Raw genomic sequence first — 26,992 nt, 5'->3', positions numbered from 1 at the left:
GCGCGATCAACGATATTACCGTGTCGACGCCGCTATCGCGAATCAGTCGCACTTCACGTCGGCATCGGGCACGGTGTCATCGAGGAAGTACGCGTCGACGGCGCTGTCCACGCAGACGTTGCCCTTGTTGTAGCCGGTGTGCCCCTCGCCGACGCGCGTGATGAGGACACCCTCTTCGAGCTGCTTCGCGAGCGAGACGGACCATTCGTACGGCGTCGCGGGGTCGTTGGTCGTACCGACCACGAGGATGGGACCTGCGCCTTCGGCATGGATCTCTCCGCGCGTGCCCGTCGGCGGGTACGGCCAGACCTCGCAGGAATCAGGACCGCTCCAGTACGGGGCGATCGTCGGAGCCCCGGCAGCGATCTTCGCGTCGGCGGCGTCCTGCGCCGCCTGATCATCCTCCACCGGATAGTCCATGCAGTTGTACGCCCTGAACGCCTCACTCGAGTTGTCGAGGTACGTGCCGTCCTCGCGGGCGTTGTAGAAGTCGGCGAGCACGAACGCCGTGTACGGATCGCCCTGCAGGGCGCCGTCGAGGGCCTGGGTGAGGTAGGTCCAGCTGTCTGCCGAGTACAGCGCGGCGATGATGCCGGTCATGAGCGAATCCGCGCCGAGCATCCGCCCGTCGTCGTTCTTCAGCGGCGTGCGGTCGACAGCTGCCAACAGCGCGCCGAGGTCTGCCATCGCCTCGTCGACAGTGCCGTTGAACGGGCACGACCCGGAGTCCAGGCAGTCCTGCATGTATGCGCGGAGCGCGGACTCGAAGCCGAGCGCCTGGGTGGTGCCGACGTTCATCCCGGAGACGGCCGGATCGATGGCGCCGTCGAGCACGAGACGACCGGCCTTCTGCGGATACAGGTCGGCATAGGTCGCTCCGAGGAACGTGCCGTACGAGTAGCCGAGATAGTTGAGCTGCTTGTCACCAAGGACCCCGCGGATCAGGTCCATGTCGCGTGCCGAGTTCACCGTCGTGATGAACGGCAGGATGCCTTCGCTGTTCGCATCGCACGCCTCGGCGAACGCCTTGTTGCGCTGAGTCAGCTCCGCCTCCCACTCCGCGGTACCGCGGGGGGATGCCGGGATGTCGTAGAGGTACGCGTCCATGCCCGCCGCGTCGAAGCAGCGGACGGCGGTGGAATCACCGACGCCCCGGGGGTCGAACCCGATCACGTCGTAGTTGTCGGCGAGGTCGGTGCTCACGGCGTAGCTGAGGTTGTCGAGGATGAAGTCGCGGCCGCTCGCTCCTGGCCCGCCCGGGTTCGTCAGCAGCGACCCGGCCGGCGTTCCGGCCGCCTGGTGCCGCACGATCGAGAGCTGGATGTCGCCGTCGCCGGGGTTCTCCCAATCGAGCGGAGCGTTGACGTAGGTGCAGTCGAAGGCCGCGCCCCCTCTGTCGCACTGAGTCCACTCGAGCGTCTGCTCGTAGTACGGCAGAAGCTCAGCGGACACGCCCTCGGTGTCCGGGGTGTTCGTCACCGACGGACGGGGGGCCGCGCCCTCCGGGATCATCGCGTACAGGCATCCGCTCAGCATCATGGATGCCGCGACGAGCCCTGCCGCGATCGCCGCGATCCGCCGCAGGCGAGAAGTCTGTCGAGTGTTCACGGTTTCCTCCCGCTCGCGACCGTCACGAGCAAACTCTCCAGGGCCAGCGTCGGAGCGATGTTGCGCTCCAGCGACTCCCTGGTCTCGGCCAGATGATCGAGCACCACCAGCGTACGTTCCACCGGCCACGCCGTGGCCAGCGCGGCGAGCTCGGATCCCAGCTCGCGGTTGATCTGGTCGTCGCCGCGACCGTACTGCAGCATCACCACGTCGCGGAACATCGACTGCATGTCGGTGAGCACACGATCGATGCCATCGCGCAGACTGCGGGTGGCGCGCTTCTTCTGGTCGTCCTCGAGAGCCGAGATCTGGGCGCGCAGCGCCGGCGGCACAGCCTGGCCCTCAGCGATACCGACCGTGCGCAGCAGAGACGCGCGCTCGGACGCATCGCGTTCGGCGGTGAGCGCCTTGGCGTCGTCGGTCGCTGCCTGGATGATGTCGCCGGCGACTTCGACCGCGCTGCCGACACCGCGCACGGACAGCACCGATCGCAGCGTGCTGTCGCGCCGGCGACGGGCCGACTCGTCGGTCGCGAGGCGCTGAGCCATTCCGATGTGACGCTGCGAGTGGCGGGCCGCCTGCTCCGCCACCTCGGGAGCAGCTCCGGTGCGCTCCACGATCAAGCGCGCGACATCGTCGACGTCGGGTTCACGCAGCCTCAGCGGACGCACCCGTGAGCGGATGGTCGGCAGCAGATCGGCTTCGCTCGGTGCGCACAGGACCCAGACGGTCCTCTCCGGCGGCTCCTCGAGCGCCTTGAGCAGAACGTTCGAGGTGCGCTCGACCATGCGGTCCGCATCCTCGACGACGATGACCCGGTAGCGCCCGGCGGACGGCGAGAAGTACGACCGCTCGACCAGGGCCCGCGCTTCTTTGATCGTGATGATGACCTTGTCGGTGCGCAGCGCCGTCACGTCGGGATGCGTGCCGGCGAGCACCTGGCGCATTGTCTGCTCGTCATCGGGGGTGTCGGCGATCAGCGCGGCGGCGAACGCGTAGGCCAGAGTCGATCGTCCTGATCCTGGTGGGCCGGTGATCAACCATGCGTGGGACAGCGAGGCGGGATCGGCTGCCGCGGACCTGAGCGTCTCGACCGCGTCGTCCTGCCCCCACACGTCCGTCCAGGGGAACGGAGCGAGGGTCGCGGTCATGGTCTCAGCCTAACTGTCGCCGCCGACACGGCCTGCTCGCCGGACGGGCCTGTGAGGGCGGGTCAGAGGAGGGTCGAGACGCGAGTGCGGATCGCGTCGGCGATCGCATCGGCGGATGCCGCGGCATCCAGCACGAGGAATCGATCCGGCTCGGCATCCGCCAACGCGAGGTACGCCTCTCGGACGCGAGTGTGGAAGTCTAGCTTCTCCGCCTCAAGGCGGTCGAACGGCTTGTCCGCCGAGTCGAGCCGCTTCCTGGCTGCGACCGGATCCAGATCGAGCAGCACGGTGAGATCGGGCAGCGCTCCCTCGGTCGCCCACAGCGACAGGTCGCGCACCTCGGTTCCGTCGAGTACCCGCCCCGCGCCCTGGTAGGCGACGGACGAGTCCAGGTAGCGGTCCTGCAGCACGATCTCACCGCGCCCGAGCGCCGGGGTCACCACCGTCGCGACATGGTGCGCGCGGTCGGCGGCGTAGAGCAGCGCTTCCGCGCGGGGCGCGATGTCGCCGCGGTGATGCAGCACGATGTCGCGGATCAACTGGCCGACCTCGCTGCCGCCCGGTTCGCGGGTGCGCAGAACCGTGCGACCGGCATCGGCCAACCACGCCTCCAGTCGTTCGGCCTGGGTCGTCTTGCCCGAGCCATCGCCGCCCTCGAGCGTGATCCAGAGGCCGCGGCCTGCGGTCACGCGTTCGCCTTCACTTCGGCAGGCTCAGTGCGCTGCTTCGCGGCGTTCGCCGCGCGGGTGGCAGCAGCCTTCTTCGCCGCGGCCGAGCGCGCAGCGGCCTTCTCGGCATCCGTTTTGGCGGCCGCGCTCTTCGCTGGCGACTTCTTGGCCGCGGCCTTCTTCGCCGGTGCTTTCTTGGCCGCTGTCTTCGCCGGAGCCTTCTTCGCGCCGCGCTTCGGAGCCGGGCCCTTGGCCCGCTTGTCGGCGAGCATCTGCACCGCGATCTCGAACGTGATGTCCTCTGGCTTCTGACCGCGAGGGATGGTCACATTCGTCTCGCCGTCGGTGACGTACGGGCCGAAGCGTCCGTCACGCACCCGGATCGGCTTGCCGCTCACAGGGTCGGCGTCGAACTCGGCGAGCGCGCTGGAGGCTCGGCGGGAACCGGCGCCGTACTTCGGCTGGGCGTAGATCGCCAGAGCCTGCTCGAGCGTCACGTCGAAGATCTGCTGCTCGCTCTCGAGAGACCTCGAGTCGGTGCCCTTCTTCAGGTAGGGGCCGTAGCGTCCGTTCTGCGCCGTGATCTCATCGCCCGATTCGGGGTCGACGCCGACGACGCGCGGGAGGCTGAGCAGCTTCAGCGCGGTGTCGAGATCGACGGTGTCGACCGACATCGAGCGGAACAGCGACCCGGTGCGGGGCTTGGGCGCATCCTTCTTCGCCGTCTTCTTCTTCGGCGCTTCGACGACCTCGCCGGTCTCCTCGTCGACGACGGCGTCGTCCTCGGGCAGGTTCTCCTGCACGTAGGGGCCGTAGCGGCCGTCCTTGACCACGATGACGCGACCGTTCTCGGGGTTCTCCCCGAGAACACGGTCACCGGCGACGGGTGCGTCGATGAGCTCCTGCGCCTTCGCCGCGGTGAGCTCATCCGGCGCGAGGTCCTCCGGGACGTTCACGATGCGGCCGCGCTCATCCGGCTTGGCGGGGTCGACGACCTCGAGGTACGGACCGTACTTGCCGAATCGGAGCGTGGCGTTCTCCGTGATCCGGGTCGAGTTCAGCGCGCGCGCGTCGATCTCACCGAGGTTGTCGACGACCTGACGCAGTCCGACGTGCGCGTCGGACCCGAAGTAGAACGAGTGCAGCCACTCGACGCGCTTCTGCTCGCCGCGGGCGATCGCATCGAGGTCGTCCTCGAGCGCTGCGGTGAAGTCGTAGTCGATGAGGTCGGCGAAGTGCTCCTCGAGCAACCGGACGACGCTGAACGCCATCCACGTCGGCACGAGCGCCTGGCCCCGTTTGGTCGCGTAGCCGCGATCGATGACCGTGCCGATGATGCTGGCGAACGTCGAGGGGCGGCCGATGCCGTGCTCCTCCAGCGCCTTGACCAGCGATGCCTCGGTGTAGCGGGGCTTAGGCGTGGTCTTGTGCCCCTTCGCCTCGGCATCCGACATCGCGAGCTCGTCGCCGACCGCGACGGCGGGAAGCGACTGGTCGGACTCGGCGTCGGCGTCGCCGCGCTTCTCGTCCTTGCCCTCCTCGTAGGCGTCGAGGAAGCCCTTGAACGTGTAGACGGTGCCGGATGCCGTGAACTCGGCGTTCTTGCCGTCGGCGCTCACAGAGATCGTGACCGTCGTGGTCTCGTACTTCGCGTCGGCCATCTGGCTGGCGACCGTGCGCTTCCAGATCAGGTCGTACAGGCGCAGCTCTTCACGGTCGAGCTCACCCGAGACGGATGCGGGCTTGCGGAAGTTCTCGCCGGACGGGCGGATGGCCTCGTGCGCCTCCTGAGCGTTCTTGCTCTTCGACTTGTACACGCGCGGCTTCAGAGGCACGGCACTGTCGCCGTAGAGCGCGACCGCCTGGCTGCGCGCAGCCTGCACCGCCTGGGTGCTGAGGGCGACCGAGTCGGTTCGCATATAGGTGATGAAGCCCTTCTCGTACAGACGCTGGGCGACGCTCATCGCCTGCTTGGCACTCATCGAGAGCTTCCGACCGGCTTCCTGCTGCAGTGTGGAGGTCGTGAAGGGGGCGTACGGGCTGCGCGTTCCTGGCTTGGCCTCCACCTTCGTGACGGTTCCGGCACCGGCGGCGTCGACGGCGTGCGCGAGCGAGGTGGCGTCCTTCTCGGAAAGGACGACGACGGCCTTCTTGAGCTTTCCGGTGTCGTCGAAGTCGGTTCCGCGGGCCAGCTGGCCCCCGTCGACGCGCACCAGGCGCACACGGAATGAGGTGCCGCTCGATGCGGTTGCTTCGACGTCCCAGTAGTCGGCGGAGACGAACGCCATCCGCTCGCGCTCCCGCTCGACGATCATGCGCGTCGCGGCGGACTGCACCCGCCCGGCGGACAGCCCGGTCTTGACCTTGTACCAGAGCACGGGCGAGACGTCCCAGCCGTAGAGGCGATCAAGAATGCGGCGGGTCTCCTGCGCGTCGACGAGCGCGAGGTCGAGCTCGCGGGTGTTGCCGACAGCGGCGCGGATGGCGTCCTTGGTGATCTCGTGGAACACCATGCGCTTCACGGGCACCTTGGGCTTGAGCGTCTCGAGCAGGTGCCAGGCGATGGCCTCGCCCTCGCGGTCCTCATCAGTGGCGAGCAGGAGCTCGTCGGCGTGCTTCAGTGCGCGCTTCAGTTCGGCGACCGTCTTGGTCTTGCGATCGGAGACGACGTAGTACGGGTCGAAGCCGTTGTCGATGTCGATGGAGTACTTCCCGTACGCCTGCTTGTCAGCGGCCGGGATGTCCTTCTTGTCTGCGAGGTCGCGGATATGGCCGACGGAGCTGAGCACCTCGTAGTCGTCGCCGAGGTACCCCTGAATCGACCGCATCTTCGTCGGGGACTCGACGATGACGAGCTTCTTGCCTTCAGCCAAGGGTGCGTCCTTTCTTCGAAGCACACCATACACACCACGGTCGTGGCGCGTTCACAGCGGAGCCGTGAGCGGAGTCTCGGGAGTGGTGCCGTCAGAATCCCTCGGGCGGCCCTGCGCGGGCTCGGGAGACGGCAGCAAGACCAGCGTACGCCGCTTCGACACGCACGGTCGCCACGAAGCCGTCGACGGTGCACGCCGTCAGCGTCGCGCCGGACGCCGCGGCGACCCGCGCGGCGAGCGCGCACGGCTCGTCGTCGGTGATGATCGCCCCGGATGCGGCATCCGCAGCCGACAGGGCCGCAGCATCCGCTGCTCCCGCAACGCGCTGGGCAGTGACAGCGGCACCGCCGACGGCTGCGAGTCCGACCGCGAGCGCGGCCGAGACGGCGAGGATGCTCGCCGACAGCGCGGCGCCCGCCATCACAGGCCTCCGGTCAGAGCACAGCTCGACGCGGACAGGGGGATGCTGATGAGCCGCCCGACCCGCGCATCGATCCGCGCGCTGACACAGACGAACTCACCACGGATCTCACTGCTGACGTGCGCACCGGGAACCGACGCCGCGACCGTGGCGTGCGCCGACGCCTCGTTCTCGCCGCGGCCGAGGAGGCGCGCGGCGTCGGCGACGGCATCCTGAACCGAGACCAGTTGCGCCGCCGCTCCGAGCGCCCCCGCACCCAGCAGCAGCGTCAGCGCGACCGCGGGCAGGGCGAGGGCGAGTTCGGCGGCGACGGAGCCGCGCTCCGCATCGTGCTTCGCGCACATGCCGGTCACGACACGGTGAGCGCCCGGCGCACGAGATCGGTGAGGATGCCGCGCACCTCGTCCGACCGCATGATGACCACCAGGAGCCCGGCGAAGGCCACAGCGGCCATCGTCGTGATCGCGTACTCGGCCGTTGCGGCCCCGGACTCGTCGGTGAACAGTGACGATGCACGGCGTCTGGTGAGGGTGGGGATGGTGTTCATGTGTTCCTTCTTTCTTGTGGTGCTGCTCAGATCGGCAGCGGGGTCGAAGCGAGGACCGACAGGATGAGGGGCGCGACCCCCAGCAGCAGGAAGGCCGGGAGCGTGCAGGCGCCGAGCGGGATCAGCAGCTGCGACGAGAGCTTCGCTGCCCGCACGCGGCCCTGCACGCGGGCGTCGTGCCGGTCCTGAGCCGCGGCCGCGCGCAGCAGTTCCCCCGCCGGCACACCGGCTGCACGCGAGAGCTCGAGCACAGCGGTCGTGCGATCGCCCTGCAAATGATCACGCGCAGGAGTGTCGTCGACCAGCTGCAGCGAACGAGTGATCGACGCCCCGCCTGAGAGGGCGACCGCGACGAGTTCCGCATGCATGCCTGGGCTGCCGGGGTCTGGTTGAGCGCGTCGCAGCAGCCGTCCGGTCCACAGCCGCGCGCACAGCACGAGCAGCAGCCCCGCCACCAGGCAAGCCGTGCCCATCGGATTCGTGACGAGGATGCCGAGCGTGTCGAACCCGAGCGCGAATCCGAGCAGCAGTCCGGCGAGCGGCATCCACAGCAGCAGCCGGGCCGTGCCGGCGGGCTCCGCGAGCGCGATCCGCACGTCGTCGGCGGCGGATGCGGCATCCCGCATGCTCTCGGCGAGCGAGCGGAGCACCTCGGCGAGCGGTGCGCCGACAGTCGTCGCGACCTCCCACGCCGCAGCGAGGTCGCGCCACGCGCCGCCCTCCGCTTCGATGGCCGCGATGAGCTGACTGCCTTCGTCGCAGCGGTCGATGACCCGCTGCGCGCTCACGTCTCCGGAGTTCGCGAGATGCCGCCACGCGTTCAGCGGCACCGCTCCTGCCTGCAGCAGCACCGCGAGCGTCCGCACCGAGACGGCTGCGGCCTCAGCCCCGGCGACAGCGGCGACTCGGCGCCGTCCGATCACCACGGCTGCACCTGCTCGATGTCGAGCCGCTCGCCGCGAAGACGGAACCGCCCGGCGCTCTCGAGCCGCCTCACCCCGTCCGATCCGCGCGCCAGGTGCAGCACGACGGTGAAGGCGCTGACGACCTGGCGCGCCAGCGCCGTCGCATCCATCCCCGCGAGTGCGCCGAGGGCCTCCAGCCGTGCGGGCACATCCGTGAGGCCGCTCGCGTGAAGGGTTCCGGCTCCGCCGTCGTGGCCGGTGTTCAGCGCAGAGAGCAGTTCGCGCACCTCCTCGCCGCGACATTCGCCGACCACGAGGCGATCGGGGCGCATGCGCAGCGACTCCCTGACCAGCCGAGCGAGCGTGATGGAGCCGGCGCCCTCGAGATTCGACTGCCGAGCTTCCAGGGCGACGTGATGCGGATGCTCGGGGCGGAGCTCCGCGACATCCTCGATCGTCACGATCCGCTCATGGGCCGGGACTTCTCTCAGCAGCGCTGCCAGCAGCGTCGTCTTGCCCGTACCGGTACCGCCGGTGATGAGGATGTTCGCCCGAGCGGCGACGAGCGTCTCGAGCCAGGCGCGTCGGGCGGCGTCGAAAGCGCCGAGGGCTGCGAGCGCTTCCAGATCGGTCGCCCCGACACGGGGAATGCGTACGGAGACGGCGGTGCCGGAAGTCGATACCGGTGACAGCACGGCGTGGACGCGGATGCCGGACGCGAGCCGCACGTCGACGCAGGGCGACTGGTCGTCGAGATGTCGGCCGCCGGCGCCGATGAGCGCGACGGCGAGGTCGCGGACCTCTCGCTCGGATGCCGCCCAGCCCGCTACGCGCTCGACGCCCGCCCCGCGGTCGATGAACAGCCCGTCGGAGCCGTTGACGAACAGGTCGGTGACGAGCGGATCCGCACAATGCGCAGCGAGGGGCCCGAGGGCGGCATCCAGGTCGGGCGCCGAAGCAGCACGCGTTCCTGGCACGACCGACGACGCTCGAGGTTGGATGATGAACGGCTGCGGCATGCCCCGACGGTATGCGGGTCGACGCTCCCCTGGGCCCCTGATTCCCACGCTCTGTGCGCAACCTCCGACCGCCGCGGCAGGTGCAGAGAGACTGCCGTGAACGGTTCGTACCCACTTTCGGCGGTACTGACGGGAAGTGCGCGAGACTAGATTCACGTGTCAGTGTCGTGACCAGTGCACGACCTCGTCCATCGCAAAGGAGCGCATGCCATGAGCAGCCAGATCGACCATCTCCTCGACGAGACCCGGCAGTTCCCGCCGTCCGACGGGTTCGCCGCGGCGGCCGTGGCGAAGCCGGAAATCTACGAACGCGCCGCCGCCGATCGCGAGGGGTTCTGGGGCGATCAGGCGCGCGACCTGCTGCACTGGCAGAAGCCCTTCACCCGCGTGCTCGACTGGTCGGCACCGCCGTTCGCGAAGTGGTTCGACGACGGCGAGCTCAACGTCGCATACAACTGCCTCGACCGCCACGTGGAGGCAGGCAACGGCGACCGTGTCGCGCTGCTGTGGGAAGGAGAGCCCGGCGATGAGCGCCGGATCACCTACGCGGAGCTCACCGACGAGGTCAAGCGCGTGGCCAACGTTCTCGAGGGACTGGGGGTCGGCGCCGGCGACCGCGTCGCCATCTACCTGCCGATGATCCCCGAGGCGGTCGCCTCGATGCTCGCCGTGGCCAGGCTCGGCGCGATCCACTCGGTCGTGTTCGGCGGATTCAGTGCCGAGAGCCTCCGTTCACGCATCGACGACGCCGGCGCCAAGATCGTCATCACCGCCGACGGCGGCTACCGCAAGGGCAAGGTCTCGCCATTGAAGCCAGCGGTCGATCAGGCGCTCAGCGATGACCGCTTCGGCGAGCAGCAGACGGTCGAGCACGTGCTCGTGGTCAAGCGCGGCGAGAACGAGGTCGACTGGGTCGACGGTCGCGACCTGTGGTGGCACGATGTCGTGCCGGCCGCGTCCGCCGAGCACGTCGCGCAGCCGTTCCCCGCCGAGAACCCGCTCTTCATCCTGTACACCTCCGGCACCACCGGAAAGCCGAAGGGCATCCTGCACACCTCCGGCGGGTACCTGACCCAGGCCGCCTACACCCACCGCAACGTGTTCGATCTGAAGCCGGAGAGCGACGTGTACTGGTGCACGGCCGACATCGGGTGGGTCACCGGTCACACATACGTCACGTACGGCCCGCTCGCGAACGGCGCCACGCAGGTGCTCTACGAAGGAACCCCCGACGCCCCGCACCCCGGTCGCTGGTGGGAGATCATCCAGAAGTACGGTGTGAGCATCTTCTACACCGCGCCGACCGCGATCCGCTCGTTCATGAAATCCGGTCGTGCGATCCCGCAGAAGTTCGACCTGTCTTCGATCCGTGTGCTCGGATCGGTCGGAGAGCCGATCAACCCCGAGGCGTGGATGTGGTACCGCGAGGTCATCGGCGGGAACAGGGCGCCGATCGTCGACACATGGTGGCAGACCGAGACCGGAGCGATCATGGTCTCTCCCCTGCCCGGCATCACCGCCACCAAGCCGGGTTCGGCGCAGGTCCCGGTGCCAGGCATCTCGATCGACGTCGTGGACGAGGGCGGCAACGAGGTCGGCAACGGCAACGGCGGCCTGCTGGTGATCACGGAGCCGTGGCCGAGCATGCTGCGCGGGATCTGGGGCGACCCGGAGCGCTACAAGGAGACCTACTGGGAGAAGTTCGAGAAGCAGGGATACTACTTCGCCGGCGACGGTGCGCGTCTCGACGCCGACGGCGATCTGTGGCTGCTCGGTCGGGTGGACGACGTCATGAACGTCTCCGGGCACCGGCTCTCGACCGCCGAGATCGAATCGTCGCTCGTCGCGCACGAGGCCACGGCCGAGGCCGCGGTGGTCGGAGCGTCGGATGAGACCACCGGGCAGGCCGTGGTCGCCTTCGTGATCATCAAGGAGAGCTACCTCGCGGCCCACGACCCGGCCGGTCTCGCCACGCAGCTGCGCGGCTGGGTCGGCGAGCAGATCGGCGCGATCGCCCGCCCGCGCGACGTCTACATCGTGGGCGAGCTGCCGAAGACCCGCTCAGGCAAGATCATGAGACGCCTGCTGCGCGACGTCGCCGAAGGGCGCGAAGTCGGAGACACCACGACGCTCGCGGACACCGCGGTGATGAGCATCATCTCAGCGCAGGTGAAGTAGCGAGGTCCTCGAACGCCTCGTGCCGCTGCTCGTGGTGCGGGGCGCTCACCGCGCGGGGACGCTGAGGGCCTGCATCCGCTCGCGCACGATGCGAAACACTGCAGGGTCGAACGGGAAGTCCGCTCCGCCCTCGCCGACCAGCCGCATGACCTCGTCGCCGAGTGTGACGGAGAAGTTCACGATCATCCGCGCCTCGGTGGCGTGGTCGGCGTCCACCAGACGAGCGGATGCCGGATGCTCATCGAGCCAGCTCCTGATCACGTCCTGCAGGCCGGCGCGACTCGTCCCCGCTGCCCACGACACCGTCGTCGTCGTTCCAGGCTCGCGCGCGAAGAGCGCGAATCGTTTGCGCAGGAGTTCGTCATCCCGTTGCCCGCGTACGGACTCCATCACGATCAATGAGGCCGCGACCACGAGATCGTCCTCGTGCGCCGCGAGGATGCGCTCGGTAAGAGCGAGGTCGTATGTCAACGCGGGTCCGAAGATCGCGTGTTCGAGCGACGGGAAGTAGTTGAAGAACGTGCTGCGCGAAACCATCGCAATCGCGCAGACGCGGTCGACCGTCACCGCCTGCACACCGTCGTCGTAGGCGAGCCCGACCGCCGCTTCTTCCATCGCGCGACGCGCGATACGCATCTTGCGCTCTCTGAGCCCTTCGGTCATCACTCTCCCCTCGATCCGGATGCCATCCTACGTTCATCAATACTTGGCTTGTATGCAAGTTTGGACCTAGTCCATACTTAGCGGAGAACGATCAGAAGGGATCGCCATGCCCCGCCTCACCGAACCACGTCGTCGCGACCGGATGCCACGTGTGCGCACCCTCGGGGCGCTGTCAACGATCACCGGACTCGTCCTCGTGACGCTGCCGTTGACCGCCAACGCCGCTGAAGCCGAACGTGTGCTCATCACGACGACGATCTCGGACGACGTGGCCTCGGCACCGCTGGGCGGCACGACCGTGAGCGTGCACCCCGCAGACGACCCCGAGCAGGTGATCGCCACCGGCGTCACGGGCGCCGACGGAACCGTTTCTCTCGAAGTGCCGGCGACCGACACCAGCTTCATCGCCGAGGCATCCTGGCGCGGCGCCATCGGCGACCTCGTCGACTCCGCGGCGCGGACCGAGTTCAACCCCGCCCTGGGCGATCCGGTCTCCCTCGTGCTGGGAGGTTCATTCGGCGCCATAGGCGGGTCGGTGACGGCGACGACGGATGCGGGAGCCGTCTCAGACCTCTCCGGCTCGAGCATCACGATTCTCAGCGGCGGCACGGCCGTGCAGCGCATCGCCGTCGCCGCCGACGGCACTTTCACCTCCGGCGCCCTACCGACGACATCCACAGACGATTACAGCATCTCCTTCGAGCCCGCCACGGGCTTCACGCTCACGGACGTGCAACCATCGACCAACCCCGCCTTCGCCCTTCCCCGCGGCGTCGAAAGCCCCAGCGGCGTCGATGTGGCCCGGTCGTTCGCGCTCACCGCGGACAGCGCGACTCCGACTCCGACTCCGACCCCGGCTCCGACTCCCTCGCCGTCGACTCCGACCCCGACCCCGGCTCCCTCGACTCCGACTCCGACTCCGACTCCGACTCCGACTCCGACTCCGACTCCGACTCCGACTCCGACCGCACCCTCCATCGACCCGGTTCAGCAGCCCTACATCGCGTTCTTCCACCGCCCCGATGGCACTGGCCTCACTGACGTGTTCAGCGGCATATCGGAATCCGAGCTTGCAACTCTGCTCGCGACCGCGGCAGGCACGCCGAACAGCGCAGTCCCCCTTCTCAACGCCTCGGGCCAGGCGCTCGGCCTCGCACAGCAGCCGACGCCGGACAAGGCGGCCGCCGCAGCCCAGTTGCTGTCGCCGGTCGTCGCCGACATACCGGGGTTGACAGTGAACCAGATCTCGCTCACCGCGTTCGATCTCGAGGGAGCTCTGCTCGCCGTCCAGGATAGGCGCGCTCAGCTGCTCGACCAGCAGCTGTCTTCGCAGCTCACGGATGTGCAGAAACGCAACGCCCGCATCGCCACACTCAACAAGGCCATCTCGGCCCTCCGCGCATACGTCGCCGCTCCGGCTGATGGATCGCTGGCCGTTGCGGTCACGGCCGCAGGCGCGGCGGTGGAGTCGCACGATCTCCTCTCGGCGACTTCGGATTCCCCCGAGGCGAGAACGGCCGCCGCCTCGCTCGTCGCATCGTTGCGCATCGAACTCGACTCCGTCACGAACACCCAGCAGATGGACATGCTGCGGCTGGCCAGCCTGTCGAACAAGCGCAATGAATCGTTCGACATGATGACGGACTTCGTCAAGAAGATGCAAGACTCGCGGTCGGCGATCATCGGCAACATGCGATCGACCCCGGTCTCGATCGGCACCGTCCAGTGGGACGGCGGAGCCATCACTGGCCACTTCGATCTCGCCGCCGTCGAGGACGGCGAGCACCACGTCATCATCAGCTTCGACGACATCGGCCTCACCGTGGTCGCCGCGGTGACCGTGGGGCGCGGCGAACTGGCAGCGACCGGCTCCGAGTCGAGTGCGGCTCCCTGGGTGGGTGCTGCACTGCTCGCGCTCGGGGCCGGGTCGCTGGTCGGCTCATCTCTCCGGGCGAGGCGCCACGTGCACGTCTGACCCTCGAACAGCAACGGAGGCCGCCGGCGCCATGGGCGCGGGCGGCCTCCGTACTGCACGGACCGGGTCAGGCGAGGATGAAGGTGACCTCGACCTCGACGGGGCTGTCCAGAGGCAGCACGGCGACGCCGACGGCTGCGCGGGCATGCCTGCCCGCATCGCCGAAGATCTCGCCCAGCACCTCGCTCGCGCCGTTGATGACACCGGGCTGCCCGGAGAACGACGGGTCGGATGCCACGAATCCGCCCACGCGCAGCACGCCGCCGATCCGATCGAGGCCCCCGGCCGCTAATGCGGCCGCGGCGAGCGCGTTCAGGGCGCAAGTGCGGGCGTAGCCCTGTGCGTCCTCCACCGACACCTCGGCGCCGACCTTGCCTGTCGCCGGCAGAGTTCCTGCGGTGAACGGCAGCTGACCCGACGTGTACACGAGTCCGCCGTGGACGGCTGCGGGGACGTACGCGGCGACGGGTGCTGCGACCTCCGGCAGCTCGATTCCGAGCTCTGCGAGGCGTGCGGCGACGCTCATGCGGTGCCTCCGTCGAACTGGCGGGCGGCCTGCTCGGCAGCGGCGAGGCCGGCGGTGTTCGAGCCGTCCCCCGTCACCGGGCGCTTGAAGTAGGCGACGAGCCCGCCTTCAGGGCCCTGCACGACCTGCACGAGCTCCCACCCCTGCTTGCCCCAGTTGTTGAGGATCGCGGCGGTGTTGTGGATCAGCAGCGGGGTGGTGAGGTACTCCCACGTGGTCATGGCACTCCTGGCGTCGGTGACGACGGGATCCCGTGCGTCAAGGGCGGTTATTCAGGGAACTCCCCTACCATCTAGCGTATGCCCCAGAAGAATCGCACGGCATCAGGCGTGCTCGGCGGACTGCTCGGCCTGGTCGGGCTCAGCGTGGTCGCCGGACTCCTGGTGACCGCAACGGTCACCCCCGCACTCGCTGTCGCCGGTGCCGCCGGCTCGAGCGCTCTCGACCTGTTCGAGAAACTCCCCTCGTATCTCAAGCCGGACGAGCCGATGGAACCGAGCACGATCTACGGAGTCGGTGAAGACGGCAAGCCGCTCAAGCTCGCGACGTTCTTCGATCAGAACCGTCAGCAGGTCGAGTTCGACGAGATCAGCCCGGTGATGTACGACGCGATCCTCTCCAGCGAGGACAAGAGCTTCTACGAGCACGGCGGCATCAACCTCGGCGCCACGGTCAAGGCGCTCGTCGACAACGTCCGGGGCACTTCATCGCGCGGCGCTTCGACGATCAGCCAGCAGTACGTCAAGAACGTGCTCGTCCAGCAGTGCGAGCAGAACGTGCTCCCCGGCACGGAGGGCTACGACGACAAGATCGCACAGTGCTGGCTCGATGCGACGAACGCCACGGGCGCCGACGGCGTCGAGCGCAAGCTCCAGGAGATGCGCTACGCGATCCAGATCGAGAAGGACTACTCGAAGAACGACATCCTGCTCGGATACCTGAACATCGCCAGCTTCGGCGGAACCGTCTACGGCATCGAGGCCGCGGCGAACTACTACTTCAACACCAGCGCCGCCAAGCTGACCGTCGCCCAGGCCGCGACGCTGGCCGGCATCGTGCAGAACCCGAACACGTTCCGCATCGACAAGAAGGACGGCACTCTCACGAACGACGCCGGCGAGGGCGTCAACGGCGAGGCGGACGGCTGGGCCCTGACCAAGGACCGCCGCCACTACGTTCTCGTGCGCATGCTCGCCGACGGCAAGATCACTCAGGCGCAGTACGACGAGGCCGACGCGTCGGATATTGTTCCCGACATCAAGGCGCCGACGCAGGGATGCGGCGCGGCCGGGAACAACGCGTACTTCTGCAAGTACGTGCAGACGCTCATCCTCGACGACGAATCCTTCGGCTCGAACCTCGCGGAGCGCACCCGTGCTCTGCAGCGGGACGGCCTGCAGATCTACACCTCGCTGGACATGCGCATCCAGAACCCCGCCGTCACCGCGCTCAAGGATCGCGTGCCCGCGAACTTCGATAACAAGCACTTCGGTGCCGCGGGCGTCACGGTCGAGCCGGGCACAGGGCGCATCCTGGCGATGACGCAGAACACCACGTTCCGTGAGACCAAGACGGATGACCAGGCGTACTCGAGCCTCGTCTACGCCTCGGACAAGAAGCACGGTGGCTCGGGCGGATTCCCGGTCGGCTCGTCGTACAAGCTGTTCACGCTCATCGATTGGCTCGAGAAGGGTCATTCGGTCAACGAGAGCCTGAACGGGAACAACCAGCGCCTGAACATGACCGACTCGTGCACGGGCATGGGCGGCCCCTTCGATACGAAGACCGTCGGCAACTTCCGAGACGCGCCCGGCTACCAGGGATCTCCGATGGTGTTCACGCGGAACTCGCTGAACTCCGGCTACTTCGCCATGGCGTCGAAGCTCGACCTCTGCGACATCAACAAGGTCGCCGATCGCATGGGCGTGAATGTCGCAGACGGCACGAAGACGTACGATTCGAACGGCTCGTTCGAATCGGTGCTTGGTTCGAAGTTCATCTCGCCTCTGGACATGGCCGGCGCGTACGCCACGGTCGCCAACAAGGGCGTGTACTGCGAGCCCCGCGCGATCGACAAGGTCGTCAACCAGAAGGGCGAGGAGTTGCCCGTTCCCGCGGCCGATTGCTCTCAGGTGATCACGCCCGAGGTCGCTGCCACGGCCGCCTACGCGCTGCAGGGCGTGATGGCATCCGGCGGAACCGGTTCGCAGGCCAACCCCTGGGACGGCACTCCCCTGATCGGCAAGACCGGTTCGCACAACAAGATCACCACGATGATGATCGAGTCCAGCACGAAGGCGACCACCGCCGTGTTCGTCGGCCGCACCGAAGGCTCCGAGAACATGTGGGGCTACATGTACAACGGAAACCTGCTGGAGAACATCCGCTACCTCGTCGCCCGCGACATGCAGCGCGCCGCCAACCAGGTCCTCGGCGGCGGAGATCCCTTCCCTCAGCCGGACAAGAACCTCACCCGCCAGGTCCTCGTGAACCTGCCGAGCGTCGTCGGCATGTCCGTCGACGAGGCGACCACGACCCTGCGCAACGCCGGCTTCTCCGTCACGGTGGGCCCGGCCGTCGACAGCGACCTCGCCAAGGACATGGTCGCCGAGCAGAGCCCTGGGGCCGGCCGCGTCACCAGCGGCACGACCGTGACGATCTCACCGAGCAGCGGCAAGCCGAAGACTGCTGAGGTGCCGAACGTGGTCGGTTCGAAGTTCGCGCAGGCGAAGAACGCGATCGAGAAGGCCGGGTTCACCGTCGACTCCAATGGATGCTCCGAGGGCGACGACGTCGCCGCGCAGAATCCGGGCAAGGGTCAAGCAGCACCAGGCACCACGGTCATGCTGCTGTGCGCCGGCGGGGACGATTGAACGCACGCGCGCCGCATCCGGCCCTCATCGCGCTCGGCGCGGTGGGGGCCGTCGGCGCTGCCTGCGCAGTGTGGGGCATCGGCATCGAGCGATACCTGTTCACGGTCCGCGAGGCGACGGCTGCCGCCCTTCCCGCAGGCTCCGCGCCGCTCCGAGTGCTGCACGTCTCGGATGCGCACATGGCGCCGTGGCAGCGCCGGAAGCAGCAATGGCTGGCATCGCTGGCCGATCTCGAGCCCGATCTCGTCGTCAACACCGGCGACAACCTGGGGCATCGGGACGGTCTCGACGGCATCCGCCGCGCGTTCGAGCCGTTCGCCGGGACGCCAGGGGTCTTCGTGCACGGATCCAACGACGTGCACGGGCCGACCGCGAAGAATCCGCTGCTCTACTTCGCCGGCCCCTCGAAGCGACATGTGAAACCGGAGCACCTCGACACCGCCGGGCTCGACGCGTTCTTCACGGAGGAGCTCGGCTGGGCCGATCTCAACAACGCCGCCGCGCGCGTGCGCGTCGGTGATCGCGACGTCGACTTCTTCGGCGTGAACGACGCCCACCGCCACTGGGACGATCTGGGCGCGCTCCCCCCCGCCATCGCCGAACTCGACCGACGCGACGATGCCGCCACTCCCCTGCTCGGAGTGACGCACGCCCCCTACCAGCGCGTGCTGAACGGCTTCACCGACCTGGGCGCCCAGGCGATCTTCGGAGGGCACACGCACGGCGGGCAGGTCTGCCTTCCGTTCTACGGCACGCTCGTCGCCAACTGCGACATCCCGCTCGGGCAGGCCAAGGGCCTGAGCACCTGGACGCACGGCGGGCGCAGCATCCCGCTCAACGTCAGCGCCGGCTGCGGGCACTCGATCTATGCCCCTGTGCGGTTCGCATGCCGCCCTGAGGCGACGCTTCTGACGCTGACGGCGCGGGACACGCCCGCCTGATCGCGGCGCCGCCGTCGATTCGGCTCAACCGATATTTCCCTGTAGACTCAAACGGTTGCAACGGGGTGTGGCGCAGCTTGGTAGCGCGCTTCGTTCGGGACGAAGAGGCCGCAGGTTCAAATCCTGTCACCCCGACGTTGCAGGAAGGCCGCCCTCACGGGCGGCCTTCTTCCATATCCTGGAGACATCATGACTTCACCGCGTCCGACACCTCCGCGCCTGGTCGCGTTCGATCTCGACGACACGCTGGCAGCATCGAAGAGCGCGATCGACCCGCGGATCGCCGCGCAGCTGCGCGCCCTGCTCCGCGTCGTCGACGTCGCGATCATCTCGGGCGGCAATGAGACGCAGTTCCGCTCGCAGGTGGTCGCGCACCTCGGCGACGCGAATGCCTCCGAGCTGGCGCGCCTGCACCTGCTCCCGACCTGCGGCACCCGGTATCTGCGCCACGACGGCGAGGACTTCGTCGCCGTGTACGCCCACGACCTCTCGGGCGATGAGAAGTCCTCCGCCCTTCGTGCGCTGCGTGAAGAAGCGGAGCGGCTGGGGCTGTGGGAGCAGAACCCCTGGGGCGAGATCCTCGAGGACCGCGGTTCGCAGATCACCTTCTCGGCGCTGGGCCAGCAGGCGCCCGGCGATGCGAAGCACGCCTGGGACCCCACGGGACAGAAGCGGCTCCGACTGCGTGACGCCGTCGCCGCCCGCCTGCCAGGGCTCGAGGTGCGTGCCGGCGGCTCGACCTCCATCGACATCACCCGCGCGGGCATCGACAAGGCCTACGGCATGACGTCTCTCGCCGAGCACACCGGCATCCCGCTCTCGGACATGCTGTTCTACGGCGACCGTCTCGATGAGGGCGGCAACGACTACCCCGTGCTAGCGCTCGGCGTCCGCTCGATCGCCGTCAGCGACTGGCGCAACACCGCCGACGAGCTCGACGCGCTGCTTCCGACGCTGCAGCCGCAGATGGAGTCCCGTCCGTCGTAGCATGACGGCATGGACCCACTGACGCTCGTCGTCGTCGTCGCAGCCGTCGCCAGCGGCGCTTGCTGGGTGCTCTCGATAGCCACCCGCGACACATCGTGGGTGGACAGGGCGTGGTCGATCGTTCCGGTGGTCTACGTGTGGATCTTCGCGATCGCCGCGCTGACGGCCGGCTTCGATGCCGCGCGCCTGATCGTGATGGCGGTGCTCGCGACGGCCTGGGGCGCTCGGTTGACGTTCAACTTCGCGCGCAAGGGCGGCTACACCGGCACGGAGGACTATCGGTGGGCGATCCTTCGCGGCCGGATGCGTCCCTGGCAGTTCCAGGCGTTCAACCTGCTGTTCATCATCGGCTTCCAGATGACGCTGCTCGTGCTCATCACCCTTCCGGCGCACATCGCGCTCACGACCCCGGCGCCCTTGACCGCGTGGGATGCGCTGTTCAGCGTGCTCTTCCTGGCTCTGCTCACCGGTGAGACCGTGGCGGACCAGCAGCAGTGGGACTTCCATCGCCGAAAGGCCGCGGGCGAGGCGTCCGGGTTCCTCGCTGCCGGGCTGTTCCGCTACAGCCGGCACCCGAACTTCTTCTTCGAGCAGTCCCAGTGGTGGATCTTCTACGCGATCGGCGCGACAGCGGCCGTGGCATCCGGTGCCGGATTCATCGGCGGAGCGCTGAACTGGACGATCATCGGTCCGATTCTGCTGACCGCTCTGTTCATCGGCTCGACGATCTTCACCGAATCGATCTCGGCGTCACGCTATCCGGAGTACGCGCAGTACCGCCGCACGACCTCGATGATCGTGCCTCTGCCCCCGCGGGCGACGACGTAGCGTTCAGCGCGAGGCCGTCTCCTCCGCGTTCCGCGCCAAAGGGACGAGGCGGGTCAACTGCGTGACGTGCGCCGGCTCCAGCTCGGCGAGGCTCGAGACGCCCAGCAGGCGCATGGTGCGCACGATCTCGGTGCGGAGGATCTCGATCGCGCGATCGACGCCCTGCCTGCCGCCAGCCATCAGGCCGTACAGATAGGCACGGCCGATGAGGGTGAAGTCGGCGCCGAGAGCTATGGATGCCACGATGTCGGCGCCGTTCATGATGCCGGTGTCGACCATGACGGTGAAGTCGTCGCCCACTGCCTTGCGAACGCTCGGCAGCAGGTGGAACGGGACCGGCGCCCGGTCGAGCTGGCGCCCGCCGTGGTTCGAGAGCACGATGCCGTCGACGCCCTCACCCTGCAGTCGCACGGCGTCTTCGACGTTCTGAACTCCCTTGATGACGATCTTGCCCGGCCACAGATCGCGGATCACGGCGAGGTCGTCGTAGCTGATCGTCGGGTCCATGGCGGCGTCCAGCAGCTCGCCGACGGTGCCACCTGTGGTGCTGAGGGAGGCGAACTCGAGCTTCGGGGTCGTGAGGAAGTCGAACCACCACCACGGGCGCGGAATCGCGTTGATGATCGTGCCCAGCGTCAGCTGGGGCGGGATGCTGAAACCGTTGCGCTTGTCTCGCAGGCGCGCACCGGCGACCGGGGTGTCTACCGTGAAGTGCAGGGTGTCGAAGCCGGAGGCGGCTGCGCGGCGAGTGAGCTCGTACGAGATCTCGCGGTCGCGCATCACGTACAGCTGGAACCAGTTCCGCCCGTGCGGGTTCGCTGCTTTCACGCCCTCGATCGAGGTCGTGCCGAGCGTGGAGAGCGTGAACGGGATGCCGGCAGCGGCCGCGGCCCCCGCACCGGCGATCTCACCCTCGGTCTGCATCAGGCGGGTGAATCCGGTCGGGGCGATGCCGAAGGGCAGGGCGCTGAGCCCGCCGAGGATGTCGGCGCTGGTGTCGACATCGGGTGCCGGCTTGAGGATGCCCGGGTGGAACTCCACGTCCTCGAAGGCCTGGCGGGCGCGCGTCAGGGAGATCTCGCCCTCGGCTGAGCCGTCGGTGTAGTCGAAGGCGGCCTTCGGAGTGCGGCGCTTGGCGATCGTGCGGAGATCGGCGATCGTCAGCGCACCCTCCAGGCGTCGCTTGCGGCCGTCGAGCTCGGGCTTCTTGAACTTCATCAGTTCGAGGAGCTCGGCGGGGTTGGGCAGCTGGCGCTGGACCATGGCGTTCCTCTCAGGGGTGTGCGCCGGACGTGAGCCCGGCAGCGGTGTAGTAGCCGGTGATGTGATCGCGGACCAGGGTGCGCGCGGCATCCGCATCGCCCTGATCGATCGCGGCGACGATGTCGCGGTGCTCGGCGCGCAGCCGAACGGTCATGGCATCCCAGTCGTCGATCTGCTGCGATCCGGCGAGAACGTACGACTCGATGGCGGTGCGCAGGCCCGCCATCATCGCCGCGATCACCGCATTGCCGCTGGATCGGGCCAGTGCCAGGTGCAGGTGCGCGTCGAGCGCGAGGAACTCGGCCGCGGTGAGGTCGTCGGCATCCATGGCGTCGAGGATGTCGTGGGCGGCCGCGGTGTCGCGCACGTCGGCGGAGGCGAGGGATGCCGCGACGGCATCCTCCAGGACGAGACGGGTCTGCACCACATCCGTCAGCGGGAAGCCCTGTGCGGCCACCTGGAGCCGCATCAGCGCCGACAGCCCACCGGAGGGCGCGGCGATCACGATCGCGCCGGAGGAGGGCCCAGAACCCGTCGCTGTGCGGATGAGCCCCATCACCTCGAGGACGCGGAACGCCTCGCGCACGCTCGAGCGTCCGACGCCGAGCTCGGCGGAGAGCTCGCGCTCGGACGGGAGCCGGTCGCCCGGTCCGAGGCGCGCGTCGAGGAGGTCGCGTTCGATCCGCTCGAGCACGAGCTGCCACGCGCGTTCCGCCATTGCTCGCCCCTTCATCCGCCACTGTGGTCTGACCACAGCGTACCTCGTGTGGTCAGACCACGCAATGCGCGGCTGCGCTTCGCCGCGCGGGTCGTTGAGCGAGCACAGCGAGCCGAGCGAGGAGCGCAGCAACGAGTCGAAGCCTCGACCTCAGCCCAGGCGTCCGCCGGACTCCTCGAGGTAGCAGTTGCCGCACAGGGACTCGTAGGTGACGACGTCGGCTGGTGCTCCCCCGAGTGCTCCCTCGTCGATCGCGACCTGGTCGCCGTCGAAGACGAATCGCCCGCGGACGAGACGGCCGTTGAATACGGCCTTGCGTCCGCAACGGCAGATGGTCTTCATCTCCTCGAGCGCGTGCGCGATCGCCAGCAGCCGCGCAGATCCGGGGAACGCATGTGTGAGGAAGTCGTTGCGGATGCCGTAGGCCATGACCGGGATGCCGTCCTCAACGGCGATTCGGAACAGATCGTCCACCTGGTCCGCAGTGAGGAACTGCGCCTCATCGACCAGCAGACAGGCGACATCGATCGGGTCAGCGGGGATGAGCCCCTCGGCGCTGCGGCGCTGCATCCGCTCGCGTTCCTGTCGGAAGAGCTCGCGGGCATCGCCGCCCGCGGGGATCAGGAAGTCGACCTCGCGGGTCACGCCGAGACGGCTCTCGATCTGGGTCGCACCCTTGGTGTCGATCTCGGGCTTGGCCAGCAGAACGTGCTGACCGCGCTCCTCATAGTTGTATGCGACCTGCAGCAGCGCCGTGGACTTGCCGGAGTTCATCGCTCCGTAGCGGAAGTAGAGCTTCGCCACGGCGACGCGTCACTTCGAGATGTTCAGCGCGTCGGCCGTCGCCGACATCGACTCATCGGCAGCTGCCGCATCGTCGTTCAGCGTGCGTCCGTACGTGGGGATGAGCTCGCGCAGCGCGGGCTCCCACCCGGCGTAGTGCTCGGGGAAGCAGCTCTTGAGCAGTCCGAGCATGATCGGCACGGCCGTCGAGGCCCCGGGCGATGCGCCCAGGAGCCCGGCGATCGAGCCGTCGGCGGCCGCGACGACCTCGGTTCCGAACTGCAGGACGCCGCCCTTCTTGGCATCCTTCTTCATGACCTGAGCGCGCTGGCCGGCCTGGATGAGGGTCCAGTCCTCGTCCTTCGCCGTGGGCATGAACACGCGCAGGCTGTCGACCTTCTTGCGGTGCGTCTTGGTGAGCTCGCCGAGCAGGTACGTGATGAGGTCGGGATTCGCGAACGCGACCCGCAGCATCGGCCACAGGTTGTGCGTGCGCACCTGGCTGACGATGTCGAGCATCGAGCCGTTCTTGAGGAACTTCGGGCTGAACGTCGCGAACGGGCCGAACAGCAGGGACGCCTCGCCGTCGACGACGCGGGTGTCCAGGTGCGGGACCGACATCGGCGGAGCGCCGACAGAGGCCTGCGAGTAGACCTTCGCCTTGTGCTGAGCGACGACGGCAGGATTGGTGGTCTTGAGGAACTGCCCGCCGATCGGGAAGACGCCGTAGCCCTTGATCTCCGGGATGCCGGAGCGCTGCAGAAGCTTCAGAGCCCAGCCGCCGGCGCCGACGAACACGAACTTCGCGTTGATGCGTCCTGGCGTGTGCCCGAGGCTGTTGCGGAACTTGAGGTTCCAGCTGCCGTCCTTCTGCTTCTTCAGCGATCGGACCTCATGGTTGGTGCGCAGCTCGACGCCGGCATCCGCGAGGTGGTCGAAGAGCTGGTGGGTGAGCGCGCCGAAGTCGACGTCGGTGCCCGCCGGTACGCGGGTGGCCGCGAAGGGCTCGCCCTTGCGGCGCTTCTGCATGAGGAGCGGCGCCCACTTGTTGATGACGCGGGAATCGTCGCTGTACTCGATGCCCTCGAACAGCGGCTGCTCCTTGAGGACCTCGTAGCGGTCCTTGAGGTACGCGACATCCTTCTCGCCGCGCACGAACGTCATGTGCGGCGTGGCGTTGATGAACGTCGACGGGGCGTCGAGGACGCCCTTCTCAACGAGCGACGACCAGAACTGACGGCTCTGCTGGAACTGCTCGTTGATCGAGACGGCCTTGGCCGGATCGAGCGGCGCATCGCCGTTCTGCGGCATGTAGTTCAGCTCGCAGAGCGCTGCGTGGCCGGTGCCCGCGTTGTTCCAGGGGTTCGAGCTCTCCTCCGCCACATCGGACAGTCGCTCGAAGGCGACGATCTTCCAGTCCGGCTGGAGTTCGTGCAGCAGAGTGCCCAAGGTGGCGCTCATGATGCCACCACCGATGAGGACGACGTCGACGGATTCAGTCACCCATCCATCCTAGTTCGCCTGCGGCTCCCGCTCGAACTGGGCAGAACTCAGACCGCGAGGCGCTCGGCGACGATCTCGGCGATCTGCACGGCGTTCAGCGCGGCGCCCTTGCGGAGGTTGTCGTTGCTGACGAACAGCACGAGGCCCTTGTTCTCCGGTGCGGACTGATCGGCGCGGATGCGACCGACGAAGCTCGGATCCTTGCCCGCCGCATACAGCGGCGTCGGCACCTCTTCGAGCACGACGCCCGGGGCGTCGGCGAGGATCTCCCGCGCACGGTCCGGTGTCACGTCGTCGCGGAACTCGGCGTGGATCGACAGCGAGTGCCCGGTGAATACCGGCACACGGACGCACGTGCCCGCGACACGGAGGTCGGGCAGCTCGAGGATCTTGCGGCTCTCGTTGCGGAGTTTCTTCTCCTCGTCGGTCTCGTTCAGGCCGTCGTCGACGATGGCACCGGCGAGCGGGATGACGTCGAACGCGATGGGAGCGACATACTTCTCGGGCTGGGGGAAGTCGACGGCCGAGCCGTCGTGCACGAGCCGCAGGGTGTCGCCCTGCGCGAGCACGCCCTCGACCTGGCCGAGCAGCTCCTGGGCCCCGGCGAGCCCGGAGCCCGAGACGGCCTGGTACGTGGAGACGATCAGGCGTTCGAGCCCTGCTGCCTCGGCGAGAGGCTTCAGCACCGGCATGACGGCCATCGTGGTGCAGTTCGGGTTCGCGATGATGCCGCGGGGGCGCTCATCGATGGCGTGCGGGTTGACCTCGCTCACCACCAGGGGGACCTCGGGGTCGTTCCGCCAGGCACTGGAGTTGTCGATCACGACGGCGCCGGCGGCGGCGAAGCGCTCGGCGTAGGCGCGGCTCGCGGTGGCTCCGGCCGAGAACAGTGCGATCTCGATGCCTGAGGGGTCCGCGGTCTCGACGTCCTCGACGATCACCGAGACGCCGCCGAAGTCGATGGCCGTGCCGGCGGAGCGCGACGACGAGAAAAGCCGCAGCTCACGAATCGGGAAAGCACGCTCCGCGAGAATCTCGCGCATCACGGTGCCCACCTGACCGGTGGCGCCGACGATGGCGACGGAGTGTCCTTGATCGGAGATGCGGGTCATGAATGTTCCTTGGCGTCGTGCAGATGGTGCAAGCGAGGCGCAGGGCGCGGCGTCGGGGTGCGGATGCCGCGCCTGGCGCCGATGTCAGGGTTCTGGCGAGTCTACCGGCTCAGCGGCCGGTGCCGGCGTGCACGACGGCCTCGTCCTCGGCATCCAGGCCGTAGGCGGTGTGCACGATGCGCGCGGCGTCCGCGAGGTCCGTGTCCCGGAGCACGACGGAGATGCGGATCTCCGAGGTCGAGATCATCTCGATGTTGATGCCGGCGGTCGACAGAGCCTCGAACAGGGTCGCTGAGACGCCCGAGTGCACGCGCATGCCAGCGCCGACGACCGAGAGCTTTCCGATCTGGTCGTCATGGACGAGGCTGTCGAAGCCGACCTCGATCTGCTCAGCTGCGAGGGCCTTGAGCGCGGCCGGCGCATCCGCCTTCGGCAGCGTGAACGAGATGTCGGCACGGCCGGTGGCGGCACCGGACACGTTCTGCACGATCATGTCGACGTTGGCGCCGGACTTCGCGACGATCTTGAAGATCTCTGCGGCTTTGCCCGGTACGTCCGGAACGCCGATGACGGTGATCTTGGCCTGACCCTTGTCGGTGGCGACGCCGGCGACGATCGGTTCTTCCATGGCTTCTCCCTCAGCTTCGCGCGGGTTCTTCATGCCCTCGCCCAGAACGTAGGTGCCCTCGCTCGACGAGAACGTCGAACGAGCGTGGATCAGCACGCCGTGGCGGCGCGCGAACTCCACAGCACGGATGTACAGCACCTTGGCGCCGTTCGCGGCGAGCTCGAGCATCTCCTCGCTCGAGACGTGGTCGAGCTTCTGCGCGCGCGGGATGACGCGCGGGTCGGCGGTGTAGATGCCGTCCACGTCGCTGTAGATCTCGCAGACGTCCGCGTCGAGCGCGGCGGCCAGTGCGACCGCGGTCGTGTCGGAGCCGCCGCGGCCGAGCGTGGTGATGTCACGAGTGTCTCGGTTGAAGCCCTGGAAGCCGGCGACGATGACGATCGCGCCCTCGTCGAGCGCCTCGCGCAGACGCACGGGGGTCACGTCCACGATGCGGGCCGACCCGTGGTGGTCGTCCGTGATCATCCCCGCCTGGCTGCCGGTGAAGGATCGGGCGTCGAAGCCCATCGAGTGGATCGCCATGGCCAGCAGGGCCATCGAGATGCGCTCTCCGCTCGAGAGCAGCATGTCCATCTCGCGTGGAGCGGGGATGGGGGCCACCTCGTTCGCGAGGTCGAGCAGCTCATCCGTCGTGTCGCCCATAGCGCTCACGGCGACGACGACGTCGTGGCCGGCCCGTCGAGTGTCGACGATGCGCTTTGCGACGCGCTTGATGCTCTCGGCGTCGGCGACGGACGAGCCGCCGTACTTCTGCACAATGAGGGCCACGTTCACTCCCGGGGACATCGGGCGGATTCGCCCATGCGTCATTCTACGTTCGAC

24 protein-coding genes and 1 tRNA gene are annotated in these 26,992 nt (G+C 68.1%); 7 read left to right on the top strand and 18 right to left on the bottom strand.

The window, feature by feature from the left end; genetic code table 11:
- Positions 1–42: 42 nt before the first annotated feature.
- From KHB019_RS11470 to KHB019_RS11430, 9 genes are all read right to left on the bottom strand, one after another.
- Positions 43–1,608, bottom strand: a complete 1,566-nt coding sequence (locus KHB019_RS11470) for an alpha/beta hydrolase (RefSeq protein ID WP_414684044.1) — start codon at positions 1,606–1,608, stop codon at positions 43–45.
- A complete protein-coding gene (locus tag KHB019_RS11465) occupies positions 1,605–2,759 on the bottom strand; it encodes a DNA polymerase III subunit delta' (protein WP_325471926.1) in 1,155 nt (384 codons plus the stop codon). The genes KHB019_RS11470 and KHB019_RS11465 overlap by 4 nt, the downstream gene beginning before the upstream one ends.
- A 62-nt stretch (positions 2,760–2,821) precedes the next feature.
- The gene (gene tmk, locus KHB019_RS11460) at positions 2,822–3,448 is read right to left on the bottom strand and encodes a dTMP kinase (protein ID WP_230103617.1); all 627 of its coding nucleotides are present in this window, start codon (positions 3,446–3,448) and stop codon (positions 2,822–2,824) included.
- Positions 3,445–6,300, bottom strand: coding sequence for a type I DNA topoisomerase (topA, locus tag KHB019_RS11455; protein WP_337459022.1), 2,856 nt, complete (start codon positions 6,298–6,300; stop codon positions 3,445–3,447). The genes tmk and topA overlap by 4 nt, the downstream gene beginning before the upstream one ends.
- A gap of 91 nt (positions 6,301–6,391) precedes the next feature.
- Positions 6,392–6,721 (bottom strand): helicase, encoded by a 330-nt coding sequence (locus tag KHB019_RS11450; RefSeq protein WP_230103619.1) that lies wholly within the window; start codon positions 6,719–6,721, stop codon positions 6,392–6,394.
- On the bottom strand, positions 6,721–7,065 hold the full coding sequence (locus KHB019_RS11445; protein ID WP_325471928.1) for a TadE family type IV pilus minor pilin: 345 nt from the start codon (positions 7,063–7,065) through the stop codon (positions 6,721–6,723). The genes KHB019_RS11450 and KHB019_RS11445 overlap by 1 nt, the downstream gene beginning before the upstream one ends.
- A 5-nt stretch (positions 7,066–7,070) precedes the next feature.
- The gene (locus KHB019_RS11440; RefSeq protein ID WP_230103621.1) at positions 7,071–7,268 is read right to left on the bottom strand and encodes a DUF4244 domain-containing protein; all 198 of its coding nucleotides are present in this window, start codon (positions 7,266–7,268) and stop codon (positions 7,071–7,073) included.
- A gap of 26 nt (positions 7,269–7,294) precedes the next feature.
- On the bottom strand, positions 7,295–8,194 hold the full coding sequence (locus KHB019_RS11435; RefSeq protein ID WP_290368265.1) for a type II secretion system F family protein: 900 nt from the start codon (positions 8,192–8,194) through the stop codon (positions 7,295–7,297).
- Positions 8,188–9,192 carry a TadA family conjugal transfer-associated ATPase gene (locus KHB019_RS11430; RefSeq protein WP_230103622.1) on the bottom strand — a complete coding sequence of 335 codons (1,005 nt, stop codon included), beginning with the start codon at positions 9,190–9,192 and terminating at the stop codon, positions 8,188–8,190. The genes KHB019_RS11435 and KHB019_RS11430 overlap by 7 nt, the downstream gene beginning before the upstream one ends.
- A gap of 210 nt (positions 9,193–9,402) precedes the next feature.
- Between KHB019_RS11430 and acs the strand changes: the two genes are divergently transcribed.
- The gene (gene acs, locus KHB019_RS11425) at positions 9,403–11,370 is read left to right on the top strand and encodes an acetate--CoA ligase (protein WP_230103623.1); all 1,968 of its coding nucleotides are present in this window, start codon (positions 9,403–9,405) and stop codon (positions 11,368–11,370) included.
- 45 nt (positions 11,371–11,415) lie between these two features.
- Here acs and KHB019_RS11420 read toward each other — a convergent pair whose 3' ends face one another.
- Positions 11,416–12,033: a TetR family transcriptional regulator gene (locus tag KHB019_RS11420; protein ID WP_337459021.1), complete on the bottom strand. Its 618-nt coding sequence runs from the start codon at positions 12,031–12,033 to the stop codon at positions 11,416–11,418.
- A gap of 106 nt (positions 12,034–12,139) precedes the next feature.
- Here KHB019_RS11420 and KHB019_RS11415 point away from each other — a divergent pair, with 106 nt between their 5' ends.
- Positions 12,140–14,008, top strand: a complete 1,869-nt coding sequence (locus KHB019_RS11415; RefSeq protein ID WP_337459020.1) for a hypothetical protein — start codon at positions 12,140–12,142, stop codon at positions 14,006–14,008.
- 67 nt (positions 14,009–14,075) lie between these two features.
- Here KHB019_RS11415 and KHB019_RS11410 read toward each other — a convergent pair whose 3' ends face one another.
- Positions 14,076–14,534 carry a RidA family protein gene (locus tag KHB019_RS11410; protein WP_337459019.1) on the bottom strand — a complete coding sequence of 153 codons (459 nt, stop codon included), beginning with the start codon at positions 14,532–14,534 and terminating at the stop codon, positions 14,076–14,078.
- Positions 14,531–14,755 carry a DUF4177 domain-containing protein gene (locus tag KHB019_RS11405; protein WP_230103627.1) on the bottom strand — a complete coding sequence of 75 codons (225 nt, stop codon included), beginning with the start codon at positions 14,753–14,755 and terminating at the stop codon, positions 14,531–14,533. Before KHB019_RS11405 ends, KHB019_RS11410 begins: the two co-directional genes overlap by 4 nt.
- Before the next feature lie 78 nt (positions 14,756–14,833).
- Between KHB019_RS11405 and KHB019_RS11400 the strand changes: the two genes are divergently transcribed.
- The 5 genes from KHB019_RS11400 (at position 14,834) to KHB019_RS11380 (ending at position 20,163) form a co-directional block, all read left to right on the top strand.
- Positions 14,834–17,407, top strand: a complete 2,574-nt coding sequence (locus KHB019_RS11400) for a transglycosylase domain-containing protein (RefSeq protein ID WP_230103628.1) — start codon at positions 14,834–14,836, stop codon at positions 17,405–17,407.
- Complete coding sequence (locus KHB019_RS11395; protein ID WP_230103629.1) at positions 17,404–18,348, top strand: metallophosphoesterase; 945 nt, start codon at positions 17,404–17,406, stop codon at positions 18,346–18,348. The genes KHB019_RS11400 and KHB019_RS11395 overlap by 4 nt, the downstream gene beginning before the upstream one ends.
- Positions 18,349–18,409: 61 nt before the next feature.
- A tRNA-Pro gene (locus tag KHB019_RS11390) sits at positions 18,410–18,483 on the top strand.
- A 54-nt stretch (positions 18,484–18,537) separates the two neighbouring features.
- A complete protein-coding gene (locus KHB019_RS11385) occupies positions 18,538–19,335 on the top strand; it encodes an HAD-IIB family hydrolase (RefSeq protein ID WP_230103630.1) in 798 nt (265 codons plus the stop codon).
- 9 nt (positions 19,336–19,344) lie between these two features.
- The gene (locus KHB019_RS11380; RefSeq protein WP_337459018.1) at positions 19,345–20,163 is read left to right on the top strand and encodes a DUF1295 domain-containing protein; all 819 of its coding nucleotides are present in this window, start codon (positions 19,345–19,347) and stop codon (positions 20,161–20,163) included.
- A 3-nt stretch (positions 20,164–20,166) separates the two neighbouring features.
- Here KHB019_RS11380 and KHB019_RS11375 read toward each other — a convergent pair whose 3' ends face one another.
- From KHB019_RS11375 to KHB019_RS11350, 6 genes are all read right to left on the bottom strand, one after another.
- On the bottom strand, positions 20,167–21,426 hold the full coding sequence (locus KHB019_RS11375; RefSeq protein ID WP_230103632.1) for an alpha-hydroxy acid oxidase: 1,260 nt from the start codon (positions 21,424–21,426) through the stop codon (positions 20,167–20,169).
- Between the two features lie 10 nt (positions 21,427–21,436).
- Positions 21,437–22,144, bottom strand: a complete 708-nt coding sequence (locus tag KHB019_RS11370) for a FadR/GntR family transcriptional regulator (protein ID WP_325471937.1) — start codon at positions 22,142–22,144, stop codon at positions 21,437–21,439.
- A gap of 150 nt (positions 22,145–22,294) precedes the next feature.
- Complete coding sequence (locus tag KHB019_RS11365) at positions 22,295–22,948, bottom strand: thymidine kinase (RefSeq protein ID WP_325471938.1); 654 nt, start codon at positions 22,946–22,948, stop codon at positions 22,295–22,297.
- A gap of 9 nt (positions 22,949–22,957) precedes the next feature.
- Complete coding sequence (gene mqo / locus KHB019_RS11360) at positions 22,958–24,388, bottom strand: malate dehydrogenase (quinone) (RefSeq protein WP_230103678.1); 1,431 nt, start codon at positions 24,386–24,388, stop codon at positions 22,958–22,960.
- Positions 24,389–24,477: 89 nt separating this feature from the next.
- Entirely contained in the window at positions 24,478–25,542 is a 1,065-nt protein-coding gene (locus KHB019_RS11355; RefSeq protein WP_337459017.1) for an aspartate-semialdehyde dehydrogenase, read from the bottom strand.
- A 109-nt stretch (positions 25,543–25,651) separates the two neighbouring features.
- Positions 25,652–26,938 (bottom strand): aspartate kinase, encoded by a 1,287-nt coding sequence (locus tag KHB019_RS11350; protein WP_230103636.1) that lies wholly within the window; start codon positions 26,936–26,938, stop codon positions 25,652–25,654.
- Positions 26,939–26,992 lie beyond the last annotated feature (54 nt).

The sequence above is a fragment of the Microbacterium sp. KHB019 genome, assembly GCF_037285405.1.
Lineage (GTDB): Bacteria > Actinomycetota > Actinomycetes > Actinomycetales > Microbacteriaceae > Microbacterium.
The sequence above is the reverse complement of the archived record's forward strand: the minus strand, read 5'-3'. Positions and strand labels throughout refer to the sequence as shown.